This window comes from Bradyrhizobium sp. LVM 105 (genome assembly GCF_003957705.1).
In the GTDB taxonomy this organism is placed as follows: domain Bacteria; phylum Pseudomonadota; class Alphaproteobacteria; order Rhizobiales; family Xanthobacteraceae; genus Bradyrhizobium; species Bradyrhizobium frederickii.
In genome coordinates, this window is sequence record NZ_QZMV01000021.1 from 37640 (window position 1) to 61679 (window position 24040).

At 64.3% G+C, this 24040-nt stretch carries 24 protein-coding genes; 13 read left to right on the forward strand and 11 right to left on the reverse strand.

The window, feature by feature from the left end:
- Positions 1 to 61: 61 nt before the first annotated feature.
- On the forward strand, positions 62 to 325 hold the full coding sequence (locus D6B98_RS35050) for a hypothetical protein (RefSeq protein WP_126261564.1): 264 nt from the start codon (positions 62 to 64) through the stop codon (positions 323 to 325).
- Positions 326 to 332: 7 nt separating this feature from the next.
- Here the strand turns inward: D6B98_RS35050 and D6B98_RS35055 are convergent, their stop codons facing one another.
- Positions 333 to 1229 carry an alpha/beta hydrolase family protein gene (locus D6B98_RS35055; RefSeq protein WP_126261565.1) on the reverse strand — a complete coding sequence of 299 codons (897 nt, stop codon included), beginning with the start codon at positions 1227 to 1229 and terminating at the stop codon, positions 333 to 335.
- 181 nt (positions 1230 to 1410) lie between these two features.
- Here D6B98_RS35055 and D6B98_RS35060 point away from each other — a divergent pair, with 181 nt between their 5' ends.
- The 3 genes from D6B98_RS35060 to D6B98_RS35070 are packed head-to-tail and all read left to right on the forward strand — an operon-like array spanning position 1411 to position 4938.
- Positions 1411 to 2799 carry a class II 3-deoxy-7-phosphoheptulonate synthase gene (locus tag D6B98_RS35060; protein WP_126261566.1) on the forward strand — a complete coding sequence of 463 codons (1389 nt, stop codon included), beginning with the start codon at positions 1411 to 1413 and terminating at the stop codon, positions 2797 to 2799.
- Between the two features lie 4 nt (positions 2800 to 2803).
- Positions 2804 to 3157 (forward strand): diacylglycerol kinase, encoded by a 354-nt coding sequence (locus D6B98_RS35065; RefSeq protein WP_126261567.1) that lies wholly within the window; start codon positions 2804 to 2806, stop codon positions 3155 to 3157.
- Between the two features lie 23 nt (positions 3158 to 3180).
- On the forward strand, positions 3181 to 4938 hold the full coding sequence (locus D6B98_RS35070) for an NAD+ synthase (RefSeq protein ID WP_126261568.1): 1758 nt from the start codon (positions 3181 to 3183) through the stop codon (positions 4936 to 4938).
- A gap of 195 nt (positions 4939 to 5133) precedes the next feature.
- Here the strand turns inward: D6B98_RS35070 and D6B98_RS35075 are convergent, their stop codons facing one another.
- From D6B98_RS35075 to D6B98_RS35095, 5 genes are all read right to left on the reverse strand, one after another.
- On the reverse strand, positions 5134 to 5526 hold the full coding sequence (locus D6B98_RS35075; protein ID WP_164719072.1) for a cytochrome C oxidase subunit IV family protein: 393 nt from the start codon (positions 5524 to 5526) through the stop codon (positions 5134 to 5136).
- Between the two features lie 9 nt (positions 5527 to 5535).
- Entirely contained in the window at positions 5536 to 6258 is a 723-nt protein-coding gene (locus D6B98_RS35080) for a heme-copper oxidase subunit III family protein (RefSeq protein WP_126261570.1), read from the reverse strand.
- Between the two features lie 14 nt (positions 6259 to 6272).
- Positions 6273 to 6977, reverse strand: a complete 705-nt coding sequence (locus D6B98_RS35085; RefSeq protein ID WP_126261571.1) for a cytochrome c oxidase subunit 3 — start codon at positions 6975 to 6977, stop codon at positions 6273 to 6275.
- Entirely contained in the window at positions 6974 to 8752 is a 1779-nt protein-coding gene (locus D6B98_RS35090; protein WP_126261572.1) for a cbb3-type cytochrome c oxidase subunit I, read from the reverse strand. Before D6B98_RS35090 ends, D6B98_RS35085 begins: the two co-directional genes overlap by 4 nt.
- A 77-nt stretch (positions 8753 to 8829) precedes the next feature.
- On the reverse strand, positions 8830 to 9663 hold the full coding sequence (locus D6B98_RS35095) for a cytochrome c oxidase subunit II (RefSeq protein ID WP_126261573.1): 834 nt from the start codon (positions 9661 to 9663) through the stop codon (positions 8830 to 8832).
- A gap of 554 nt (positions 9664 to 10217) precedes the next feature.
- On the opposite strand from D6B98_RS35095, the gene D6B98_RS35100 reads away from it, so the two are divergent.
- A complete protein-coding gene (locus D6B98_RS35100; RefSeq protein ID WP_164719073.1) occupies positions 10218 to 11123 on the forward strand; it encodes a DUF2189 domain-containing protein in 906 nt (301 codons plus the stop codon).
- Between the two features lie 177 nt (positions 11124 to 11300).
- Here the strand turns inward: D6B98_RS35100 and D6B98_RS35105 are convergent, their stop codons facing one another.
- Together D6B98_RS35105 and D6B98_RS35110 are read right to left on the reverse strand one after the other, a co-directional pair.
- The gene (locus D6B98_RS35105) at positions 11301 to 12482 is read right to left on the reverse strand and encodes a DUF2865 domain-containing protein (protein ID WP_126261574.1); all 1182 of its coding nucleotides are present in this window, start codon (positions 12480 to 12482) and stop codon (positions 11301 to 11303) included.
- Positions 12483 to 12638: 156 nt separating this feature from the next.
- Positions 12639 to 12944 carry a hypothetical protein gene (locus tag D6B98_RS35110; protein ID WP_126261575.1) on the reverse strand — a complete coding sequence of 102 codons (306 nt, stop codon included), beginning with the start codon at positions 12942 to 12944 and terminating at the stop codon, positions 12639 to 12641.
- A gap of 285 nt (positions 12945 to 13229) precedes the next feature.
- Between D6B98_RS35110 and cysS the strand changes: the two genes are divergently transcribed.
- From cysS to D6B98_RS35130, 4 genes are all read left to right on the forward strand, one after another.
- A complete protein-coding gene (gene cysS / locus D6B98_RS35115; protein WP_126261576.1) occupies positions 13230 to 14612 on the forward strand; it encodes a cysteine--tRNA ligase in 1383 nt (460 codons plus the stop codon).
- A gap of 115 nt (positions 14613 to 14727) precedes the next feature.
- A complete protein-coding gene (locus D6B98_RS35120) occupies positions 14728 to 15219 on the forward strand; it encodes a GNAT family N-acetyltransferase (protein WP_164719074.1) in 492 nt (163 codons plus the stop codon).
- Positions 15216 to 16814: a citramalate synthase gene (gene cimA / locus D6B98_RS35125; RefSeq protein ID WP_126261578.1), complete on the forward strand. Its 1599-nt coding sequence runs from the start codon at positions 15216 to 15218 to the stop codon at positions 16812 to 16814. Before D6B98_RS35120 ends, cimA begins: the two co-directional genes overlap by 4 nt.
- 100 nt (positions 16815 to 16914) lie before the next feature.
- Complete coding sequence (locus D6B98_RS35130; protein WP_126261579.1) at positions 16915 to 17292, forward strand: VOC family protein; 378 nt, start codon at positions 16915 to 16917, stop codon at positions 17290 to 17292.
- Positions 17293 to 17401: 109 nt separating this feature from the next.
- Here the strand turns inward: D6B98_RS35130 and D6B98_RS35135 are convergent, their stop codons facing one another.
- Positions 17402 to 18007, reverse strand: a complete 606-nt coding sequence (locus tag D6B98_RS35135) for an LOG family protein (protein ID WP_164719075.1) — start codon at positions 18005 to 18007, stop codon at positions 17402 to 17404.
- A gap of 201 nt (positions 18008 to 18208) precedes the next feature.
- Here D6B98_RS35135 and D6B98_RS35140 point away from each other — a divergent pair, with 201 nt between their 5' ends.
- The 4 genes from D6B98_RS35140 (at position 18209) to D6B98_RS35155 (ending at position 22743) form a co-directional block, all read left to right on the forward strand.
- Complete coding sequence (locus tag D6B98_RS35140) at positions 18209 to 20158, forward strand: ABCB family ABC transporter ATP-binding protein/permease (RefSeq protein WP_126261581.1); 1950 nt, start codon at positions 18209 to 18211, stop codon at positions 20156 to 20158.
- 69 nt (positions 20159 to 20227) lie between these two features.
- A complete protein-coding gene (locus D6B98_RS35145) occupies positions 20228 to 20932 on the forward strand; it encodes a phosphatidylserine decarboxylase (protein ID WP_283810181.1) in 705 nt (234 codons plus the stop codon).
- Positions 20933 to 21018: 86 nt separating this feature from the next.
- Positions 21019 to 21903, forward strand: coding sequence for a CDP-alcohol phosphatidyltransferase family protein (locus D6B98_RS35150; protein WP_126261583.1), 885 nt, complete (start codon positions 21019 to 21021; stop codon positions 21901 to 21903).
- A 120-nt stretch (positions 21904 to 22023) separates the two neighbouring features.
- A complete protein-coding gene (locus tag D6B98_RS35155) occupies positions 22024 to 22743 on the forward strand; it encodes an RraA family protein (protein ID WP_164719076.1) in 720 nt (239 codons plus the stop codon).
- Between the two features lie 2 nt (positions 22744 to 22745).
- Here the strand turns inward: D6B98_RS35155 and D6B98_RS35160 are convergent, their stop codons facing one another.
- On the reverse strand, positions 22746 to 23039 hold the full coding sequence (locus D6B98_RS35160) for a hypothetical protein (RefSeq protein ID WP_126261585.1): 294 nt from the start codon (positions 23037 to 23039) through the stop codon (positions 22746 to 22748).
- Between the two features lie 144 nt (positions 23040 to 23183).
- A complete protein-coding gene (plsY, locus tag D6B98_RS35165; protein WP_126261586.1) occupies positions 23184 to 23864 on the reverse strand; it encodes a glycerol-3-phosphate 1-O-acyltransferase PlsY in 681 nt (226 codons plus the stop codon).
- Between the last annotated feature and the right edge of the window lie 176 nt (positions 23865 to 24040).

A 24040-nucleotide genomic window follows, 5' to 3' on the forward strand; every position in this document is an offset into this window, starting at 1 on the left:
CTTTAAACCAGGTCTTTGGAACCGATCTGCATCCTGCCTGCAAAAGGGCAGGGCTATCGGCATGTCAATTCTCAGGGAGATCGTCGCAGCCGTCGCGGGAGTCTACGCGCTCCTGCTGGTCTGTGACGCATTGTTCGGGGTCGGCGAGGCGCGCTTCGACGAGGCTTATTATCGCGCCAGCTTCTACGCGCCGCGGCCGAAGGAGTTTCGGTTCGCGAGCGACACGCCGCCGGCGGTCCGCGTCAACGAAGCGTTCGCGCAATTCGCGCCGGGCGATGCAAAACCGAACAGGCGTTACTCGTCTCTCACGACCATCATTCGCTGACGCCGTCTCACTCCCCCTGGACCCATTCCGCGACGCCGCGCCACAGCGTGTCGCGGTGTTCGGGGCGAAAGAAGCCGAAATGGCCGATGGCCTTGGCGCCGACCTCGGACGGCTTCACCGTCAGCACCTCCGGCTTGATCGCGGAGAACCCGCTCGTGAGCAGCTCGACCGCGGGCCGTGTCGCCCAGGGATCGTCGGAAAAGCACAGCGCCCGCAGCTCGCCCTTGAACCTGGTGAAATTGTCCAGCGCCGGCAGCTTGGAATCGAAGAGATAACGGGGGCTCGAGACCCACTCGGCCCATTGCAGGAAGACCCCCTTGGGCAGATCCTCGCCGATTCCGGCCCAGCCCGGCGCATAGCCGAGCGCGTGGACCAGCGGTACGCCGACGAGGTTCATGAACGCGAAGACGCGGTACTTCTCGGGTGAGGTCATCAGCCGCCAGGTCGCGGCCTGCGAGGCCACCAAGGCTGCGCGCGAGACGTCGGTATTGTTCGCGATCAGCCCGAGCGCCTGGCCGCCGAAGGAATGGCCGATATAGGCGAGCGGCAGCGTATTATACCGCTCGCGCATCCAGCGCACGGCGGCGGTGACGTCGAGCGCGGCCCAGTCCGACATCGAGGCCTTGAAGCCGACCAGCGACTTTGGCCGGTTGTAGCCGACCATCGCCGGCAGCCGGGAATCGCCGATGCCGCGATAGTCGTAAGTGAGCACCGCGCAGCCGCGATGGGCGAGGTAGGAAGCAAAGCCGCGATAGATCTTGCGCGGGACCGCGGTCGCCGAGTTGATCAGCACGGCATGGCGCTTGGCGCCCCGCGGCAGGAACAGGGTGCCGGTGAGCCCATACCCGTCGGTCGCCGGGAAGCTGATCTCGTCGATGAAAACGTCGTCCAATGCCGCGCCCATGGCCGGAAGCTATTTCGCCAGTTTCCTCAAGCTTTCCCAGCAAATGCGAATTTGGCTTTCCCCGCAAGGGCTTGCGATGCCAAACGGATTTACAACTGGCGGGGCGGAGCGAGCCTGTGTATAAGGCGGCCCTCACAACCCCCAGATCAGGTTGTGCTTTTTGCTTCACGGAGAGATTGCGATGTCCGAGCGGTGGACGCCCGAGTCCTGGCGCAGCAAGCCGGTGCTACAGGTGCCCGACTACCCCGACGCCAAGGCCCTGGCCGACGTCGAGGCGCAGCTTGCGACCTTTCCGCCGCTGGTGTTCGCGGGCGAGGCGCGCAACCTGAAGAAGGCGCTGGCGCGCGTTGCGGCCGGCGAAGCCTTCCTGCTTCAGGGCGGCGACTGCGCCGAGAGCTTTGCCGAGCACGGCGCCAACAACATCCGCGACTTCTTCCGCGTGCTGCTGCAGATGGCGGTGGTCTTGACCTATGCCGGCGCGGTGCCGGTGGTGAAGGTCGGCCGCATCGCCGGGCAGTTCGCCAAGCCGCGCTCGTCGCCGACCGAGAAGGTGAATGGCGTCGAGCTGCCGAGCTATCGCGGCGACATCGTCAACGACATCGCCTTCACCAGGGAAGCGCGCGTCCCCGATCCGCAGCGCCAGCTGATGGCCTATCGCCAGTCGGCCGCAACGCTGAACCTGCTGCGCGCCTTCGCCACCGGCGGCTTCGCCAATCTCGGCAGCGTGCATCAATGGATGCTGGGCTTCCTCAAGGATTCCCCGCAGTCCCGCCGCTACAAGGAGCTGGCCGACCGCATCTCTGACGCGCTCAACTTCATGCGCGCCTGCGGCCTCGATCTCGAGAGCCACCCGGAGCTGCGCGCCACCGATTTCTACACCAGCCACGAGGCATTGCTGCTCGGCTACGAGCAGGCCATGACCCGCGTCGATTCCACCACGGGGGACTGGTACGCGACCTCGGGCCACATGATCTGGATCGGCGACCGCACCCGCCAGCTCGACCACGGCCATATCGAATATTTCCGCGGCATCAAGAACCCGATCGGGCTGAAGTGCGGCCCATCGCTGAAGCCCGACGAGCTCCTGAAGCTGATCGACGTGCTCAACCCCGACAACGAGCCGGGCCGGTTGACGCTGATCGGCCGCTTCGGCTCGGACAAGGTCGGAGAGCACCTGCCGAACATGATCCGCGCCGTGAAGCGCGAGGGCCGGGTGGTGGTCTGGTCCTGCGATCCCATGCACGGCAACACGATCACCTCGACGTCGGGCTACAAGACGCGCCCCTTCGACCGCATCCTGTCCGAGGTGAAATCGTTCTTCGCGATCCATGCCGCCGAAGGCACCCATGCCGGCGGCGTGCATCTGGAAATGACGGGCCAGGACGTCACCGAATGCCTCGGCGGCGCCCGCGCGATCACGGACGAGGACCTCAACGACCGCTATCATACGGTCTGCGATCCCCGCCTCAACGCCGAGCAATCCATCGACATGGCTTTCCTGATCGCAGAACTGCTCAAGCAGGAGCGTGCCGGCAAGGCCCAGCCGATGCCGGTCGCAGCGGGGCTCTAAAACCTTGCTGCGGATCTGGAAGGCCACGATCAATTCCCGTAACGGTCTGGCCTTTGCGATTAGATCGGAGCAGGCCGTCCGCGAGGAGATTTTTGCGCTCCTGCTGTCGGTGCCGCTCGCCTGGCTGATCGGCGCGACCGCGATGCGGGCCGTCGAGCTGGTCTGCGCCGTCGCCTTCGTGCTGGTCGTCGAGCTCCTCAACACCGCGATCGAGAAGCTCGCCGACCGCCTGACCCTGGACCACGACAAGCAGATCGGCCGGGTCAAGGACATGGGCTCGGCCGCGGTCGGCGTGGCGCTGCTGATGGCTGGTGCGTTCTGGATCTTCGCCATCGTCGAGCGGTTGGGTTTCGTCTAACGAGGAACGGATAAGGGCGCCCGATGACCGAACGTCTCGCCGCATTCGCGGTCACGCTCGCCCAGCTCAATCCGACCATGGGCGACATCGCGGGCAATGCCGCCAAGGCGCGGGCGGCGCGCGCGCAGGCGATCGCCGACGGCGCCGATCTCGTGCTGTTTCCGGAATTGTTCATCGCCGGCTATCCGCCGGAAGACCTCGTGCTGAAGCCGTCTTTCCAGGCCGCCTGCCGCGCCGCGATCGAAGCACTGGCGCGCGAGACCGCCGATGGCGGGCCGGCCATGCTGGTCGGCACGCCCTGGGTCGAGGAGGGCAAGCTCTACAATGCCTGCGCGCTGCTCGACGGCGGCCGCATCGCGAGCTTGCGCTTCAAATGCAATCTGCCGAATTACGGCGTGTTCGACGAGAAGCGGCTGTTTTCGCGGGGGCCCGCCGCTGGTCCGGTGACCGTGCGCGGCGTACGCATCGGCGTGCCGATCTGCGAGGACATCTGGCTGGAAGAGTCCGAGGACTACGAGAACGTGGTCGAGACGCTGGCCGAGACCGGCGCGGAGATCATCCTGGTTCCGAACGGCTCGCCTTACGCCCGCGACAAGAACGACGTGCGCCTGTCGGTCGCGGTCGCGCGCGTCACCGAGAGCGGACTGCCGCTGGTCTATCTCAACCAGGTCGGCGGCCAGGACGAGCTGGTGTTCGACGGCGCCTCCTTCGCGCTCAACGGCGATCTCTCGCTGGCGGCGCAACTGCCGGCATTCGAGGAAAGCATCGTCACGCTGCGCTTCACCCGCAACGGCGACGATTGGCGCTGCGCGGGGCCGATCGCGACGCTGCCCGAGGGCGACAAGGCCGATTACGCCGCCTGCGTGCTGGGCCTGCGCGACTATGTCGGCAAGAACGGCTTTCCCGGCGTGCTGCTCGGCATTTCCGGCGGCATCGATTCCGCGCTGTGCGCGGCCATCGCGGTCGATGCGCTCGGTGTCGATCAGGTGCATGGCGTGATGCTGCCGTATCGCTACACCGCGGCACACTCGATTGCGGATGCCGGCGAGCTCGCCGGCCATCTCGGCATCCGCTACGAGGTGCTGCCGATCGCGGAGGCCGTCAGCGGGTTCGAGACCATCCTCTCAGGTCTCTTCAAGAATCTGCCGCCAGATATCACCGAGGAGAATCTCCAGGCCCGCACCCGCGGCACGCTCCTGATGGCGATCTCCAACAAGACCGGCCTGATGGTGGTGACGACAGGCAACAAGTCCGAAATGTCGGTCGGCTACGCCACGCTCTATGGCGACATGAACGGCGGCTTCAATCCGATCAAGGATATCTACAAGACGCAGGTGTTTCGCCTGGCAAGCTTGCGCAACAGCTGGAAGCCCGACGGCGCGCTCGGACCCGCCGGCGAGGTGATCCCGCCCGACATCATCACGCGGCCGCCGACCGCGGAGCTGCGCGAGAACCAGACTGACCAGGATTCGCTGCCGCCTTACGACGTGCTCGATGCCATCCTGGAGCGTCTGGTCGAGCGCGAACAGCCGCTGGACCAGATCATTGCCGCCGGCTTCGATCGCGAGATCGTCACCCGCATCGACCATCTGCTCAACGTCGCCGAATACAAGCGCCGCCAGGCCGCGCCCGGCGTGAAGGTCACGCCCCGGAACTTCGGCCGCGACCGCCGCTATCCCATCACCAACCGCTTTCGCGACAAGGGTGAGAAGCTGCCGGCGATCGACGAGACGCTGCTATCGCGCGCGAGCAAGGCCTCGATCGACGCGTTCGAGGGGTAGGGCACTCAAAGATGCGGCAGCGTGAGGCAGGCGATCTCGCTACTCATTCCGCTGTCATCATCCGCCTTGTGCGCACTTGCGCACTGGGGCGGATGATCCAGTACTCCGCGGCGGACGTCGTGAAAACCAACTTCCGCCGCGGAGTACTGGATGCCCCGCCTGCGCGGGGCATGACAGTGGGAACCTCGCGTTCTGCTACGGCGGGGCTGCGAAGAACAAGACTCGAAGCAAGTGCGTGTATTCGGATTCGAGCACCATGATCGACACAAATACCAATACCACGATCGGCGGCAGCAGGATGGCATAGGTCAAAGCCAGTCGCTCCCAGGCCATGTGCATGAAGACGGCGACGATCAGGCCGGCCTTCAACACCATGAACAGCAGGATCAGCGACCACCTCAGATAGCCATGTAGGCCAAAGTAGTCGACGAGATAGGAGCACGTGCTGAGGACGAACAACCAGCCCCAGACCACGAGATAGAGCTTGATCGGGTGCTGTTGACCCTTGGCGTGAACGGCTCCCGTTGCGACCGCGCCATGCGCCGGAGCGTGGAGCTGTCCTTCCATGTGTACCGCCGCGTTTGTCATGCGCCGACCTCACCAAAGATAGAAGAATGCGAAGATGAACACCCACACGAGATCGACGAAGTGCCAGTACAGGCCCATGATCTCGACGATCTCGTAATGCCCCTTGCGGCTCGTGAAGAAGCCGCGCCTCTCGACGTCGAAATCGCCGCGAAAGACCTTCCGCGCAATGGCGATCAGGAAGATCACACCGATCGTCACATGGGTACCGTGGAAGCCGGTGATCATGAAGAAGCTCGCACCAAACTGCGGCGCACCCCATGGATTGCCCCAGGGCCGGACGCCCTCCATGATCAGCTTGGTCCATTCGAAGGCCTGCATTCCGACGAAGGTTGCGCCGAAGGCCGCAGTGACCAGCATCAGGATTGCGGTTCTCGCGCGATCGCGGCGGTAGCCGAAATTGACGGCCATCGCCATTGTTCCGCTGCTGCTGATCAGTACAAAGGTCATGATGGCGATCAGGATCAGGGGCATGTGGTTGCCCCCGATATTGAGGGCGAAGACTTCGCTGGGATTCGGCCACGGCACGGTCGTCGACATGCGCGCCGTCATGTAGGAGAGCAGGAAGCAACTGAAGATGAAGGTGTCGCTGAGGAGGAAGATCCACATCATGGCCTTGCCCCAGGACACGTTCTTGAAGGCGCGTTGATCGGACGCCCAGTCGGCGGCGATGCCGCGCCAGCCTTCAAGCCGCGCAGGCGATTGGCCCGGATTTGTCAGCACGGTCTCAGCCATCTGGTCTCGCCTCCCTAGCTCAGCAATTGGCGGCAGATGTTGACGAAATCATCGGTCCAGCCGGTGAGGAGACCGAGCAGGACAAGCCAGACCAACAGCAGGAAGTGCCAGTAGATGGCGCACAGTTCCACGCTCAAGCGCATGTCGGCGATCTCGGCGCCGCGCCACATCTTGGCTGAGGTTCGGCCCAAGGCCACCAGACCGCCCGTCAGATGCAGCCCGTGCACTGCGGTCAACACGTAGAAGAACGAATTCGCCGGATTGGACGCCACGAGATATCCGGCAGTCGCGAGCCGCTGCCAGGCCAGGAGCTGTCCGGCGAGGAAGATCACGGCAGATGCCCCGCCAGCAAGTAGGCCGATCGTGATGCCTTCAGCATCGTGTCGGCGCGCGGCCAGGTAAGACCATTGCAGCGCGACACTGCTCAGGACCAGGACGCCCGTGTTGACCCACAGCAGCCGTGGTACCGGCAGCGGCCGCCAGTCCGCCATGCTCATGCGCATCGAGTAGGCGCTGATGAAGAGGACGAATAATGCGCTCGCGACAGCGAGAAACACGCCAAGTCCGAGCTTCGCTGCCGGCCAGGTCATGGCATCGCCGCCGGGGAAGTCACCGGCCGGGCCTTCCTCCAGCCAGGGCTTGGCTGTCAGCCGCTGCTGCGACAGCCACCATCCGGCGATCACCACAAGCACAGCCAGGAACAGGATGACGGCGCTCACGAAGCGGCTCCCTGAATGAGCTGCGTCGCGCGTGGCGGCTGGTTCTGCGGAATGAAGTCTTCCGCGGCGCCGGGCACACTGTAATCATAGGCCCAGCGGTATACGACAGGGAGCTCCTTGCCCCAGTTGCCGTGCCCCGGGGGCGTCTCCGGCGTCTGCCACTCCAGCGTCGTCGCCCGCCACGGATTGCCGCCCGAGGCCTCACCCTTGAACAAGCTCCAGGCAAGGTTGAACAGGAACACCATCTGGCTGAAGCCGACAGTCAAGGCCACCACGGAGATGAAGGCGTTTAGTGAATGGGCCGAGGACGGGATGAACGTCGTATCTCCGAGTTCGAAATACCGGCGCGGGACCCCGAGCAGTCCAAGATAGTGCATGGGGAAGAAGATCAGGTAGGCGCCGAGGAAGGTGACCCAGAAGTGAAACTTGCCCAGGGCGTCGTTCAGCATCCGCCCCGTGACCTTTGGATACCAATGATAGATCGCGCCGAGCACGACCATGATCGGCGCCACGCCCATCACCATGTGGAAATGCGCGACCACGAACATGGTATCCGAGAGGGGCACGTCCACGACAACGTTGCCGAGGAAGAGGCCGGTGAGCCCGCCGTTCACGAAGGTGATGATGAAGCCGAGGGCGAACAGCATCGGCACCGTGAGATGAATGTCGCCGCGCCACAGGGTCAGCACCCAGTTGTAGACCTTGATCGCGGTGGGGATTGCGATGATGAGCGTCGTGGTGGCGAAGAAGTACCCGAATTGCGGGAACATGCCGCTCACATACATGTGGTGCGCCCATACGATGAAGCTGAGCGCTCCGATGGCCACGATCGCCCAGACCATCATGCGATAGCCAAAGATGTTCTTGCGCGCATGCGTGCTGATCAGATCGGAGACGATGCCGAAGGCGGGCAGGGCGACGATGTAGACCTCGGGGTGGCCGAAGAACCAGAACAGGTGCTGGAAGAGCAGCGGGCTGCCACCACCATATTTCGAAAGCGTGCCCATCTCGACGAGGGCGGGCATGAAGAAGCTGGTTCCCAAGAGACGGTCTAGCAGCATCATGACCGAGGCAACGAAGAGTGCAGGGAATGCCAACAGCGCCATGACGGTCGCCGTGAAGATGCCCCACACCGTCAGGGGCAGGCGCATCAAGGTCATGCCGCGGGTGCGCGCCTGCAGCACCGTCACCACATAATTCAGCCCGCCCATGGTGAAGCCGATGATGAACAGGATCAGGGACGACAACATGAGAATGATGCCCCAATCCTGCCCGGGCGTTCCGGAGAGGATTGCTTGCGGCGGGTATAGCGTCCAGCCGGCGCCGGTGGGGCCGCCGGGCACGAAGAATGTCGAGGCAAGCACCAGGACTGCGAGCAGGTAGACCCAGTAGCTCAGCATGTTCACATAAGGGAAGACCATGTCCCGGGCGCCCACCATCAGCGGGATCAGGTAGTTGCCGAAGCCGCCCAGGAACAACGCGGTGAGCAGATAGATCACCATGATCATGCCGTGCATGGTGATGAACTGGAGGTACTGGTTGGCATCGATGAAAGAGAAGGTGCCGGGGAATCCCAGTTGCAGCCGCATCAGCCACGACAGCACCAGGGCCACCAGCCCGATGGCCGAGGCCGTCAGCGAATACTGAATGGCGATCACCTTGGCGTCCTGCGAGAAGACATACCGTGTCCACCAGCTCCGCGGATGGTAGAGCTCGACATCAGGTACTTCCGGAGGCGGGATGCTGCGGATCCCTTCATATGGAATATCGACCATAGAAACCTCGTCGATCGTTTCCATCGGGGTGAGGCGTTGGCCTCGTGCACCCGATCAATCTTCGCGGCGGCAGCTTGCTACTTGCCGCCGGATTGGTACGTCGTCTTCACGACGGCTCTTGCCGGCGATAATTCTGCGAACGTCTTTTGTTGCTCCAGCCAGGCGTGATATTCACGCTCTTCGTCGACGATGACCTTGGCCCGCATCTGATAATGAGCAGCGCCACAGAGCTCCGCACAGAGAACATCGAACGTTCCGGTTCGGATCGGCGTTATCCAGAAATAGGTCACCATGCCTGGGACCATGTCCATCTTGGCCCGGAATTCGGGCACGTAGAAATCGTGCAGGACATCAACCGAGCGGAGGAGGACCTTGACCGGCTTTCCCACTTGAAGGTGCAAGTCGCCGTTCTCGATCACGACGTCGTCCTGCGCATGCGAGTCGTCACGGTTCAGCCCCATCGGATTGTCGGAAGCGATGTTGCGAACATCGGATGTGCCCAATTTCCCATCCTTGCCGGGAAGCCGGAAGCTCCATTGCCATTGCTGGCCCATGACCTCGACCTCGGTGGCATCCGCAGGCACCGTCACGAACTGGTGCCAGACCACGAGGCCAGGTGCCAGCATGGCTGCGACGCCGACGCCGGTCCCGACGCTCAACCACCATTCGAGCCTCTTGTTTTCCGGATTGTAGTCGGCCCGTCTTCCCTCTTTGTGGTGAAAGCGGAAGACGCAATAAGCCATGAAGGCGATGACGGCGACGAACACAAAGCCCGTGATCCAGAACGTGATGCTGATGGTGTGGTCGATATAGGCCCAGTTCGTGGCGATCGGCGTCCACCACCACGGGCTGTAGAGGTGAAACAGCACGGAGCCGATCGCGACCAGAAGCAATATCAGTGCGACAGCCATCCTGATCCATCCTTTGCCACTGAAGGCTACGGATACGAATCCAGGGCGGAGCTCATGTCTGTCGCGATGGCTGGCCTTTCTTGGTTGGCATACATGCCATCGCCGGCCTCTTGCCTCGCCCATTCCACTGGTCGCGAAATCAGGAGAAAGCCCGCGACCATCAATCTCATCGGAGCTAAGGGCGTCTGCGTCTAAAATGGTACCAGCCTAATCCGGCGTCAATCCTAATCCGGCGTCAATAGAGCAGATAGGCGTCCCGACGTGGGTGTTGCCGTCGCTCGGCAAGTCGACACAAAGCATCAGCGCATTTCAGCGTCCTGGGTGATGCAACGCACAAATCGGGCGCATAGTTCACCCAACCGTGAGTGCAGCCGTGCCCCGCACGCGCTAAGCTTCCAGGGTAGGTCGCGACGGGTTCCGTCCGGCCAGGCTCGTTAGATGAACCTGGGTTGCCGTACTCAACCCATCGCGTTTCCTGCTCGTTCGGCGGACACGCGTGGACTGGAAAGCGCGTGTTATCGAAACCGCGATTTTCAGCAGGGGAGGGTCTGCTCATGGCCACTCTGTACCCCCACCACATCACCAGGCGGCACGCATTCGGCGAAGCGGCCTCCTATCCCATTCGCAAGATCAGCTTGTCCGATCTGACCGAGGCCTTGCGCCTGGGTTGGGAGGATTTCCAGGCGATGCCGAGCCACGCGATCGTCGTGTGCCTGATTTATCCCGTCCTCGGTCTCGTCCTGTTCAGGATGGTTCTCGGCTATTCGGTGCTGCCGCTACTGTTTCCGCTGGCCGCCGGCTTTGCCTTGATCGGTCCTTTTGCCGCGATCGGTCTCTACGAACTCAGCCGGCGTCGCGAGCGCGGCGACGAGGTCGATGCATGGGATGCGATCAAGGTGGTGCGCGCACCGTCGTTCGGCGCCATGGTCGAGCTCGGCGTGCTCCTGCTGGTCCTGTTCGGGGCCTGGATCGGTGTCGCGAACGCGATCTATGTCTCAATCTTCGGTCATGCGGCGGCCGCAAGCATTCCCGACTTCGCAACGCGCGTGCTGACGACACCGGAAGGCTGGTCGCTCATCATCGTCGGTTGCTGTGTCGGCTTCCTGTTTGCGGTTGTGGCGTTGTGCGTCAGCGTCGTGTCATTTCCGTTGATGCTCGACCGGCATGCGACTGCGATCGACGCGATCCGCACGTCGCTCCGAGCGGTGGCGGCGAATCCGGTTGCGATGGCCGGATGGGGCCTCATCGTGGCGGCGCTGCTCGTGATCGGCTCGCTGCCGCTCTTCGTCGGTCTCGCTGTCGTCTTGCCGGTGCTCGGTCATGCCACCTGGCACCTCTATCGGCGGGTGGTTGAGCCGAATCCGAACCCACCGGACGCTCCGCCGCCGCCCCCGAAGGGAAGGCGCTACGCAGCAGACTTTCCGGCCAATCTCATCCCGTGGAGCCGCGAGGGCGAGTAGTAGCGCGCGTTTGAGAGATAACTGTTGCGAGTGAGGCGGGCGATTGTGCCCCTGGACTGCTGTCATCATCCGCGAAAGCGGATGATCCAGTACCCTGCGGCGCTGCTCGTGTGCACGGCTGGCGTCACGGAGTACGTGCCCCGCCCTCGCTGGGCATGACAGTAAAAGCAGGGCTGCCTACTTCTGCTGTTGCGGCAGGAACGTGGGCCCGACCGAACGGATCGGCTTGTTCTCCGACGAGGTCGCGGGGGCAGCATCCGCCGGCGGCGGTGCGGTGGCCGTCGTCGGCGCGGGAGCTGGGCCCTTCTTGGCGTTCACAGGCGTGCCCTTGTTGAGCCGCTGCTGCTGCATCTTCTTGGCGCTCTCCTCGGTGACGATGATGTCGCCCTGCTGCTCGGCCGCCGCCTTGTCGTCGGCAGATTTCAGCGCGTCAGCCCAGGTCTGTCCCGCGGCCTTGCAGGAGCATGACGGGTTGAACTCGCTGCGGAATTTGAACGCGGTCGGCAGCGCCGTGTAGGGCTGGCCGCTGATCGAGACCGCCGCATTCATGTCTTCGCCGGGGTTGCGATGGGTGTAGAGCACGGCTTCCGCGGCCGGGCAGAGCGCCTTGCAGGTCTTCTCGTCGTCGGGGAAGCGCGCCGGCACCGTCGCAAACGAGACCGGGAAATAGGCGCCGTCGCAGGTGCGCACGCACACGGTACGGTAGGTGCCGGATTGCGGTCCGAGATCGGAGGGCGGCACGCCTTGCGGATTGTTCGGATTGTTGCCGCCGCCGAACAGATTGGTCAGGAAGTTGCCGCCGCCTTGCGACTGCGCGGCGTTGGCATATTGCGGGCCGCAATTGTTCTGCGCCAGCGCCGCCAGCACCGAGCGGCGCTGGTTGTCGCGTTCCGGGCTGAAGCCGCCGGGGCCGCCGCCGCGCAGGCGTTCGAGATTGCCGGTGATCTGGTCCAGATTGGCGCGCATCTGCTGGATCTGGGTGTTGACCGGGCCGCATTGCGCCGACTGGCCGTTGAATAGCGAGAAGAAGCCGGAGGAATCGCAGCCCATGCGCTTGGCCTGCATGGTGACGCGGTCGAGCTCGGCCTGCTGGCGGGTCTGGGAATCCTGGTAGCGGCGGATCTGCTCCTCACGCGCGGGGTCGCCACCGCCGCCGCGGTCCAGCGCGGCGAGCTGGCCCTCCAGGCGCACGCACATCGGATTCGGCCCGAGGCCGTTCTGTCCGGGTTGAGGCGGCGGTCCGGGCGGACCGGCCTGCGCGAAAGCGCCGGTGACGAGCACGGCCGTGCTCAACAGCACGGTGCAGGCAAGGAGAAGGCGAGCACGGGAGAGAGACAGGAATTCAGGCATATCCGCCATTCTAGCGATGTCACGGCCCGATGTGACTTTCCACGTGACTTTCCAACTTGACTTGGAGGGGCCAAAGCGCGCCCTCCCAATAGCCGCTTCCTGCGGCATCGTCACGTCGTTTCGGGAGCCAAGGACCGGCCTAAGCTGCGCCAGCTCCGAGCAAATTCAGCGCTGGCACGTGATTGCGACATATTCGTCGCAATGGCCATGGGAGCAATTTGTGCCGGATTTGGGGACAGAGCCGGTAATTTCGTCGGGATCGACCCGGCGATAGGCTGACGCCTGGGCAAAATCTCGTGACTGGCAATAGGTGCGCGCGGCGGAGGCGCCGCATTTGTCACCCCTGGCCAGGCACTGGTCGACGCCGTAGCCGTTCGCCTGATTGGCGATGATGAAGACGCGGCTCTCGGCCAAGGCGCTGGAGGCCGCAAAGACGAAGGCGCTGGAAATAAGCGCTGGCAGGAATCGCATGAAAATGCACCGGGGGCAAAAGGGAACTGCCGGTTCCAGAATGGGCTCAAATGGTTAGGAGATCGTGAACCTTCGTGATGGGCGCGCCTCGCGGGGCACAAAACGGCGTTTTCGCGGCTCTCTTGACGCAGGGGCGCCTGATGGCCCATATGTTCCGCATGAACGGTCTCCTCGCCATTTGCGCCATTTGCCGCGAGATTACGAGCTAGCGATTCGCTGGCTGGAGCCGTCTTTTCTCAAACACGTTGAGAGCCTTGGACGCCCGGCCGCAAGGGATGGGTTGTCATGGAATTGCGCCTCTACGATACGCTGAGCCGGGAAAAGCGCGCCTTTGTGCCGCTCGATGCGAAAAACGTCCGCATGTATGTCTGCGGACCGACCGTCTATGACTTCGCCCATATCGGCAATGCGCGGCCGGTGATCGTGTTCGACGTGCTGTTTCGGCTGCTGCGTCACCTCTACGGCGAAGCGCATGTCAAATATGTCCGCAACATCACCGACGTCGACGACAAGATCAACGACCGCGCCGCGCGCGATTTCCCCGGCCTGCCGCTGAACGAGGCGATCCGCAAGGTGACGGAGGAGACGGGCCGGCAGTTTCATGCCGATGTCGATGCACTCGGCGCATTGCGGCCGAGCGTCGAGCCGCGTGCGACCGAGCATATCGCCGAGATGCGCGAGATCATCGAACGGCTGGTCAAAGGCGGCTTTGCCTATGTCGCCGAGGATCACGTCCTGTTCTCGCCGCAGGCGATGAACGCCGCCAACGCCTCGCTGCCGCGCTACGGCGCATTGTCCAATCGCTCGCTCGACGAGATGGTGGCCGGTGCCCGCGTCGATGTCGCGCCCTACAAGAAGGGCAACACCGACTTCGTGCTGTGGAAGCCGTCCAAGCCGGGCGAGCCGTCATGGCCGTCGCCGGCCGGCATCGAGGCCGAGGGCCGTCCGGGCTGGCACATCGAGTGCTCGGCGATGGCCTGGAAGCATCTCGGCGAGCATTTCGACATCCACGGCGGCGGCATCGATCTCGTGTTTCCGCATCACGAGAACGAGGTCGCGCAGACCTGCTGCGCCTTCCACCGCGAGCGCATGGCGAACTACTGGATGCACAACGGCTTCCTCCAGGTCGAGAGCGAGAAGATGTCGAAGTCGCTCGGCAACTTCATCACGATCCACGAGCTGCTTAAGGACTGGCCGGGCGAGGTGCTGCGCCTGAACATGCTCAAGACGCATTACCGTTCGCCGATCGACTGGACCATGAAGTCGCTGGAGGAGAGCGCCAAGACGCTCGACGACTGGTATCGCGTCGCGGCGGACGTCGAACCCGGCAAGCCGGCAGCGTCCGTTGTCGAGCCGCTGCTCGACGATCTCAACACGCCGCTGGCGATCGCCGCACTGCATGGGCTGCGCGGCGGAGACGTGAGCGCCCTGGCGGGCTCGCTGCGGCTGCTCGGATTCCTGTCCGAGAGCGCTGCGCAGTGGGAAGGCCGCAAGCAGCAGGCGAGCGGCGTCGATGCCAAAGAGGTCGAGCGCCTGATCGCGGAGCGGACGGCGGCCCGTAGCCGCAAGGACTTTGGGGAATCCGACCGCATTCGTGATCTGCTCGCCGCCATGGGCGTTGCGATAAAGGACTCCAAGGAAGGAACGACGTGGGAGATTGCGCGATGAAGCGGCCCGACACGCCTTTCCCGCGGCACTGGCTCTATTACATCGCGCTGAAGATCGCGCTGCTCGTGGGCGCCGTGCTGCTGGTGCTCAAGCTGTATGGGATGTGGTGAGGACGATGGGACAGACTTTGCCAAAGCCCGGCTTGCGGCCTTTCCTGCCCGATGACGTGCCGGTGCTCGCCGCGATCTTCACCGCCAGCATCGAGGAGCTGACCGGCGAGGACTATAGCGAGGCGCAGCAGCGGGCCTGGATGGAGATCGCGGAAGGCGAAGAGTTCGGCAAGCGGCTCGCGGCCGACCTGACGCTGATCGCGACGCTGGAGGGCTCGCCCGTCGGCTTTGCCTCGCTGCAAGGGGCCGACCACGTCCGCATGCTCTATGTGCATCCGGCCGTGAGCGGACAGGGCATCGCGACCATGCTGGTCGATGCGCTGGAAAAACTTGCCGGAGGCCGCGGCGCGAAAAGCCTCTCGGTCGATGCCAGCGACAACGCGCAGGGCTTCTTCGCCAAGCGCGGCTATGTCGCCATGCAGCGCAACAGCATCACCGTCAACGACGAGTGGCTCGCCAACACCACCATGAAGAAGACGCTCGGAGCACCGCAATGAGCAAAGAGCGCCTCTATCTGTTCGACACCACGCTGCGCGACGGCGCGCAGACCAACGGCGTCGACTTCACGCTGACCGACAAGCAGGTCATCGCCGCGATGCTCGATGACCTCGGCATCGACTATGTCGAGGGCGGCTATCCCGGCGCCAATCCGCTCGACAGCGAGTTCTTTGCCAGCAAGCCGAAGCTCAATCATGCTCGCTTCACCGCGTTCGGCATGACGCGCCGGGCCGGGCGCTCGGTCTCGAACGATCCCGGCGTGGCCGGGCTGCTGGAAGCGAAGGCGGATGCGATCTGCTTCGTTGCAAAGGCGTCGGCCTATCAGGTGCGCGTCGCGCTGGAGACGACGAAGGAAGAGAACCTCGCCTCCATCCGCGACAGCGTCGCGGCCGCGAAGGCCGCCGGCCGCGAGGTCATGCTCGACTGCGAGCATTTCTTCGACGGCTACAAGGAAGATTCCAGCTTCGCGCTCGCCTGCGCGAAAGCCGCCTTCGATGCGGGCGCGCGCTGGGTGGTGCTGTGCGACACCAATGGCGGCACCATGCCTGATGAGGTCGAGGCCATCGTCACCGAGGTGACGAAGCACATCCCCGGCGATCACGTCGGCATCCACGCCCATAACGACACCGAGCAGGCAGTGGCGAACTCGCTCGCCGCGGTGCGTGCCGGCGCGCGGCAGATCCAGGGCACCTTGAACGGTCTCGGCGAGCGCTGCGGCAACGCCAATCTCTGCTCGCTGATCCCGACGCTGAAGTTGAAGCAGGGCTTTGCCGACGCGTTCGAGATCGGCGTCACGACGGAGAAGCTAGCGACACTCGTCAAGGTCTCGCGCACGCTCGACGACATGCTCAACCGCGTCCCGAACCGGCATGCGCCTTACGTCGGCGAGAGCGCCTTCGTCACCAAGACCGGCATTCATGCCTCCGCGGTGCTGAAGGACCCGCAGACTTACGAGCACGTGCTGCCGGAGACGGTGGGCAATCACCGCAAGGTGCTGGTCTCGGACCAGGCCGGACGGTCCAACGTCATCGCCGAGCTCGACCGGGCCGGCATTCCCTACGAGAAGAGCGATCCCAAGCTGACGCGCCTCGTCGAGGAGCTGAAGGAGCGCGAGGCGGCCGGCTACGCCTATGAGTCCGCCAACGCGTCCTTCGAGCTCCTGGCGCGTCGCACGCTCGGCAAGGTGCCGCATTATTTCGAGGTCGAGCAGTTCGACGTCAATGTCGAGCAGCGCTACAACGCGCTCGGCGAGCGCGTCACCGTGGCGCTCGCGGTGGTGAAGGTCGACGTCGCCGGCGAGCATCTGATCTCGGCCGCCGAAGGCAACGGCCCCGTCAACGCGCTCGACGTTGCCATGCGCAAGGACCTCGGCAAGTACCAGAAATACATCGAGGGCTTGAAGCTGATCGACTACCGGGTGCGTATCCTCAACGGCGGCACCGGCGCGGTCACGCGCGTGCTGATCGAGAGCGAGGACGAGAACGGCGAGCGCTGGACCACGGTCGGCGTCTCCCCGAACATCATCGACGCCTCGTTCCAGGCGCTGATGGATTCGGTGATCTACAAGCTCGTGAAGTCGGGAGCGCCGGCGTAGCTAGAAGGAGTCATTCCGGGGCGGTCCGCAGGACCGAACCCGGAATCTCGAGATTCCGGGTTCACGCTTCGCATGCCCCGGAATGACTGAGGGAGGGCCAATGATCGACCACATTTCCGTCGGCGTCAGCGATCTCGAGCGCGCCGCAAGATTCTACGAGGCCACGCTCGCAGCCCTCGGCCTCACCCGCCTCGTCGCGCGGCCGCGGACGGTCGGCTTCGGCAAGGCCTATCCCGAGTTCTGGATCAATCTGCGCGAGAACATGGCGCCTGTAGCTTTGGAAAGCGGCGCGCACATCTGCCTGCGCGCCAAGACGACGGACGAGGTCGATGCGTTTCATGCCGCGGCTCTCGCCGCGGGCGGGACCTCCGACGGTGCGCCCGGCATCCGCCCACACGATCGCGTGCGCTACTACGCGGCCTTCGTCGTCGATCCCGACGGCAACCGCATCGAGGCGGTGACGTTTCCGCAGGGATAGCGGGCGGCCTAAAGCGCGATGCGATTAGGATGAATCGTCATCGCGCTTTAGGTTGTTGTTTAAGCATGATCTTTTCGGAAAACCGCTGCGCACTTTTCCGGATCATGCTTTAGAGCCGGCGCGCCACGTCGGGCGCGAGATCGCGCTGGTCGTCGGAAATCTGCGCAGCCGCGGCGCGCAGTCGCGGAACGATCTCCTCGACCTTGTCGGCCTTCAGGATATCGACGGTGAGACCGGCGCGGATGAACTCGGTTTGGCGCATGTGCGCCACCAGAGAGAACAGCGGCTCCCAGAAATTGTCGATATTGGCGAGCAGCACGGGCTTGGCATGACGGCCGAGCTGCTGCCAGGTCAGCTGCTCGACCAGCTCCTCGAGCGTGCCGAGCCCGCCGGGCAGGGCGACGAAGGCGTCGGAGCGCTCGAACATCAGCCGCTTGCGCTCGTGCATGTCGGGCGTGACGACCATCTCCTGCACGCGCGTCAGCGCATTCTCGCGCATCCGCAGGAAGTCGGGGATGATGCCGGTGACGGTGCCGCCGTGATCGAGCACGGAGGTTGCGACCGCCCCCATCAGCCCGAGCGAGCCGCCGCCATAAACGAGGCGGATCTTGCTATCCGCCAGCGCTTTGCCGAGCGCCTTCGCCGCTTCGATGAAGTTGGGATTGGTTCCGGGGCCGGAGCCGCAATAGACACAGACGGTTTTGATCGTGCTCATTGGTGCCATGATGCATTGCAGCGAAGAGGCGTCAAGCCCAATCGGTGATTCGATACTCCCGGAAATCTACCGGTAAATGGCGGCAAACAATCGAAGATTCGCCATTTGACGGGGTGCGCTGGCATCGGGAAGGCTCTATATGACAGGCGAAAATCGTAAATCTCGACGACGCCCGCATCCGGTGGGCTTTCAGGCTTCTTGATGGACCAACCTCAATCGTTCGACGGCGCCGACGTTCCCGCCGGCGGCCCGCCCGAGCAGGGGACGCTGATGGGCACGCTGGCGCATCTGTGGCCCTATATCTGGCCGGGCGACCGCTTCGACCTGAAAATGCGCGTGGTGTGGTCGCTGGTGCTGCTGCTCGCGGCCAAGCTGATCACGCTCGCGGTACCGTTCAGCTTCAAATGGGCGACGGACGCGCTGACCGGCGCCAACTCGGCGCCGGTGCAGGCCGACAATTGGCAGCTCTGGGTGATCGCCTCGCCGTTGTTGCTGACCGCAAGCTACGGCGTGATGCGCATCTTGATGGCGCTGCTGACGCAATGGCGCGACGGCATCTTCGCGCGCGTCGCCATGCACGCGGTGCGCAAGCTGGCCACCATCACCTTCATTCACATGCACGAGCTGTCGCTGCGCTTCCACCTCGAGCGCAAGACCGGCGGCCTGACCCGCGTGCTCGAGCGCGGCCGCGAGGGCATCGAGGTGATCGTCCGCATGGTGATCCTGCAGCTGATCCCGACCATCGTCGAGGTCTCGCTGCTGATGGCCGTGCTGCTCTGGCAGTTCGACTGGCGCTACGTGGTCGCCACCCTGATCATGGTCGCGCTCTACATGTACTACACCTACATCGCGACCGAGTGGCGGATCGGCATCCGCCGCAAGATGAACGATTCCGACACCGAGGCGAACACCAAGGCGATCGACTCGCTGCTCAACTACGAGACCGTGAAATATTTCAGCGCCGAGGCGCGCGAGGCGCAGCGCTACGACAAATCGGTGGAGCGCTACGAGGAAGCGAGCGTCCGCAGCTACACCTCGCTCGCGGTGCTCAACACCGGCCAGGCGGTGATCTTCACGCTGGGCCTGACCGCGACCATGCTGATGTGCGCGATCGGCGTGCGCAACGGCACCAACACGGTCGGCGATTTCGTGCTGGTCAACGCGATGATGATCCAGCTCTACCAGCCCCTGAACTTCATGGGCATGGTCTATCGCGAGATCAAGCAGGCGATCATCGACATCGAGAAGATGTTCGGCGTGCTCGGCCGCGAGGCCGAGATCAAGGACGCGCCCGATGCCAGGCCGCTGGTCATTTCCGCCGGCACCGTGCGCTTCGAGGACGTGCGCTTCGCCTATGAGCCGACGCGCCCGATCCTCAAGGGCATCAGCTTCGAGGTGCCGGCCGGCAAGACCGTCGCCATCGTCGGCCCGTCGGGCGCCGGCAAGTCGACCATCTCGCGCCTCCTGTTCCGCCTCTATGACGTCTCCGGCGGCCGGATCCTGATCGACGGCCAGGACATCCGCGCGGTGACGCAGGATTCACTCCGCGCCTCGATCGGCATGGTGCCGCAGGATACCGTGCTGTTCAACGACACCATTCGCTACAACATCCGCTACGGTCGCTGGGACGCCAGCGATGCCGAGGTCGAGGAAGCCGCGCAACTGGCGCAGATCGATCATTTCATCCGCATGGCGCCGAAGGGCTACGAGACCCAGGTCGGGGAGCGCGGGCTCAAGCTGTCGGGCGGCGAGAAGCAGCGCGTCGCGATCGCGCGCACCGTCTTGAAGGCGCCGCCGATCCTGGTGCTGGACGAGGCGACCTCGGCGCTCGATACCCACACCGAGCATGAGATCCAGGGCGCGCTCGACCGCGTGGCGAAGAATCGCACCTCGCTGGTGATCGCACACCGGCTCTCGACCATCGTCGGGGCTGACGAGATCATCGTGCTGGATCAGGGCCGCATCGCCGAGCGGGGGACCCACGCCAAGCTGCTCGCCCATGGCGGCCTCTATGCCAGCATGTGGAATAGGCAGCGCGAGGCCGAGGCGGCGCGCGAGAAACTGGCCAAGATGGCCGATACCGGCGAGGCCCCCAACCGGGAGCCGCCCCCGGTCGATGACGCCCTGACGACGCCTGCGGCGGCGGTGTGACCTTGTCTCCGGTCCCAACTCTGGCCTAAACAGGCCCGCGCGACCTGCGCCATTAACCCCGAGCGGCAGATAACGATGTCCATTCTCGATTCGATCCAGCGTCAGATCCCGCCGATCCACAAGGAGGGCTATCCCTTCATCGGCGGCTTTGCGCTGGCAAGCCTGGTCCTGTTCTGGCTGTGGTCGCCTCTGGGCTGGATCGGCACGATCCTGACCGTGTGGTGCGCGCTGTTCTTCCGCGATCCCGTGCGCGTGACGCCGGTGCGCGAGGGGCTGGTGGTGTCGCCGGCCGACGGCCGCGTCTCGATGATCACCATGGCGCTGCCGCCGGCCGAGCTCGGCCTCGGCGACCGGCCGCTGCCGCGCATCTCGGTGTTCATGAGCGTGTTCAATTGCCACGTGAACCGCGCGCCCGTCGCGGGCAGGGTGGACCGCATCGCCTACCGGCCCGGACTCTTCATCAATGCCGAGCTCGACAAAGCCAGCGAGGACAACGAGCGCAACTCGCTGGTCATCTCGACACCGACGGCTCGCATCGGCGTGGTGCAGATCGCAGGCCTCGTCGCCAAGCGCATCGTCTGCTTCGTCAGGGAAGGCCAGGCGATCGGCGCCGGCGAGCGCTTCGGCCTGATCCGCTTCGGCTCGCGGCTCGACATCTATCTGCCCGTGGGGACCAAGGCGCTGGTCTCGGAAGGGCAGACCGCCATCGCCGGCGAGACGATTCTGGCCGATCTTGCCGTCGACGACCCCAGCCGGACCTACCGCACCAATTAACCAATAGTCGGTCCGCGATGGCCTTCCGCCGCAATGGCGGAGGGGGGCGCGGCTTGCTATATCTCGCCTCAAGATGAGGACGAGCCATGACGCCCTATGACTTCAAGGATCCCGATACGCGCCGCCGGCGGTTCCGCCCGATTCCGGTGCGAATGCTGGTGCCCAACGTCATCACGCTGCTGGCGATCTGTGCCGGCCTGACCTCGATCCGGCTGTCGATCGAAGGGCGGATGTCGCTCGCGGTCTATGCCATCGTGTTCGCGGCCGCGCTCGACGGTATCGACGGGCGCATCGCGCGCATGATCAAGGGCCAGTCCAAGTTCGGCGCCGAGCTCGACAGCCTCGCCGATTTCGTAAATTTCGGCGTCGCGCCCGGTCTGATGCTGTATTTCTGGCAGCTGCACGAGCTCGGCAATGCCGGCTGGATCGCCGCCATGGTGTTCGCGATTTCCGGCGGCCTGCGCCTGGCACGCTTCAACGCCACCATGGACGATCCCAACAAGCCGGCCTTCGCCGCCAATTTCTTCACCGGCGTGCCGGCGCCGGCCGGCGCGATCACCGTGCTGCTGCCGATCTATGTCGCCTTCCTCGATCTCGGCCGCATGCCTGCGGTGGTGACGGCGGCCTATACGCTTCTGATCGCCTTCCTGATGGTGTCGCGCCTGCCGGTGTTCTCCGGCAAGACCAAGCGCATGCGCGTGCCGCCGGAGCTGGTGCTGCCGGCCTTCGTCGCGGTGATCGTCTTCATCGCGCTCTTGATCGCCTATCCCTGGCACGTGCTGTCGATCGGCACGGTGCTGTATCTTCTCGCTTTGCCGCTCGGCTACAAATCCTATCGCGACCAGGCCCGCGCGATGGAGTCTGCCGCGCCTGCGGGAGACGAGGTCTCATCGCCGCCCTCAGCGCCGACGCTGACCAATTTGTCGGAGCCGCCGCACGACGACGACGACCGGCCCGGACGGCTGCACTGAGCAGCGACACGCGGATATCTGCCATGAGGCCCGCCGAGTTGGGTTGAGACCCGATCTCGGCTATATCGGCCTGTGACGGCGGCATCGCGTCAATCAGCCGCCAATCTGGGAGAGAACGCCGTGACCGATAAAGCGACCGGGCCGCTGCCCGCTGCCGTCCTCGAAGCGCTGGGCCGCTACGACACGCCGACGATCTGCAATGCCATGGAGATCGTGGCGCCCGAACGCCGGCTGATCGGCTACACCACCAAGCAGCTGGTCTGCCCGTTCCCCGATCTGCCGCCGATCGTCGGTTATGCCCGCACGGTCGCGATCCGCTCGGTGCTGAAATCCTCGCTTCCCGCCGAGGAGCAGTCGAAGCGCCGCATCGAATATTACGAATATGTCGGCACCGGCCATGGGCCGCGTATCTCCGTGATCCAGGACATCGACGGTCCCGACGTCGGCTACGGCGCGTTCTGGGGCGAGGTGCAGAGCAACGTGCACAAGGCGCTCGGCTGCCTCGGCGTCGTCACCGACGGCTCGATCCGCGACATTCCGCAATGGGCGCCGGGCTTCCAGGCGCTGGCCGGCTCGATCGGCCCGTCGCACGCCTGGGTCCATGCCGAGAGTTTTGGCGGGGAGGTTCGCGTCGCCGGCATGACCGTGAGGTCTGACGACCTGATCCACGCCGACCGGCACGGCGCCATCGTGATCCCGCTCGACATCGCGGCAAAGCTGCCTGAGGCTGCCGAACTCTGCGGCCGCCGCGAGACGCCGATCCTGGAGATCGCACGCAGTCCCGACTTCTCGCTGGAGAAGCTGAAAGCCGCGCTGAAGCGCTCGGCGGAGATCCACTGAGCTTACGGCGATGACGCCGGTCGCACGCTGCCTTGTTCGGTCAGGAACAGGGCAGCCTGATCCGGCTCTCCGAACACTGCGGCGGCGCATCCGATCAGGGTAAAGCCGCCGGCGAAATCCCACAGGGTAATGTCGTCCGAGTTGTCGGGGATGTGAATCAACCGCGCTGCGATCACGGCGAAGGCGGCCTCGACGAACAGCAGGGCGCTGAATGCCGGCAGGACCAGCTGCGGCTCGAGCAGGTGGAGCGCCAGCACCGCCGGCAGCGCGGTGAGAACACTGAACAGCGTCAACATTGCAAATCGCTCCCGCGATTGGACCTGCTGCAGGCCGCAGGATAGCAGATCGGCCTTCGTTTCGCCCGTGGCGCAGGGCCGCAGCCGGTCGCCGACTGGCGATCTCACGACGTCGGGAACTCAGTTTCGACGAGCGAGTAGTTCCTATGCTTCCGCCCTCGGTTCCGGACTGAATTGCCCGAACCGTGGCTCTGTCCCGGCCTGCAGACGCTGAATGTTGGTGCGGTGGCGCAGGATCACATAGATGCCACCTGCAATCACCAGCAATCGATAAGGCAACGGTTGCTCGAGGATGCAGACGAGCGCGGTCGCCGCCAGTGCGGCCAATATCGAGCCCAGCGAGACGATGCGCGAGAGGGCCAATGCGACCGCAAAGGCGATTGCCGCCCCGAGGCCGACGGGCCACGACATCGCAAGCAGGACGCCAAGCCCTGTCGCTGCGGACTTGCCGCCCGTGAAGTTCAGCCAAATCGAAAGGGCGTGTCCCAGCAACGCGGCAAGTCCAGCAAGACACACGGCCCAGTCGATCCAGCCTTGCTGATCGAGCGCGGCCGGTGGCGTGCTTGATGGAAACGTGAAGACCCAGCCAAAGAGCCAGCGGGCGCAGACGATTGCCGCGGCCCCTTTGAGCACATCGACCAGAAGCACAGCCAGCGCAGGCCATTTTCCGAGGATGCGCAATACATTTGTCGCGCCGGTCGATTTGGAGCCGTGCTTTCGAATGTCGATGCCTCTCAGCAGTTTCCCTGCGAGATAGCCGGTGGGTACAGAACCGAAGAGATAGGCGATGGCTAATCCAGTCGCGGTCGCCAGCCAGAATATCATGGGAGCCCCCCGATGCTCTCGTGTCGACCAAAACGGCTGCGTGTTCATGAGTCCGCCGCCCGGAGGGCGAGGACATCATCGGCCGAGGGAGCCTTTATGGTTAGTGAAGCGTTGAGATTCCTGTCGGCAAGCGGCAAAGCCGGCATCCCCCAAGCACACCGTGCCGGTCCGGCCTG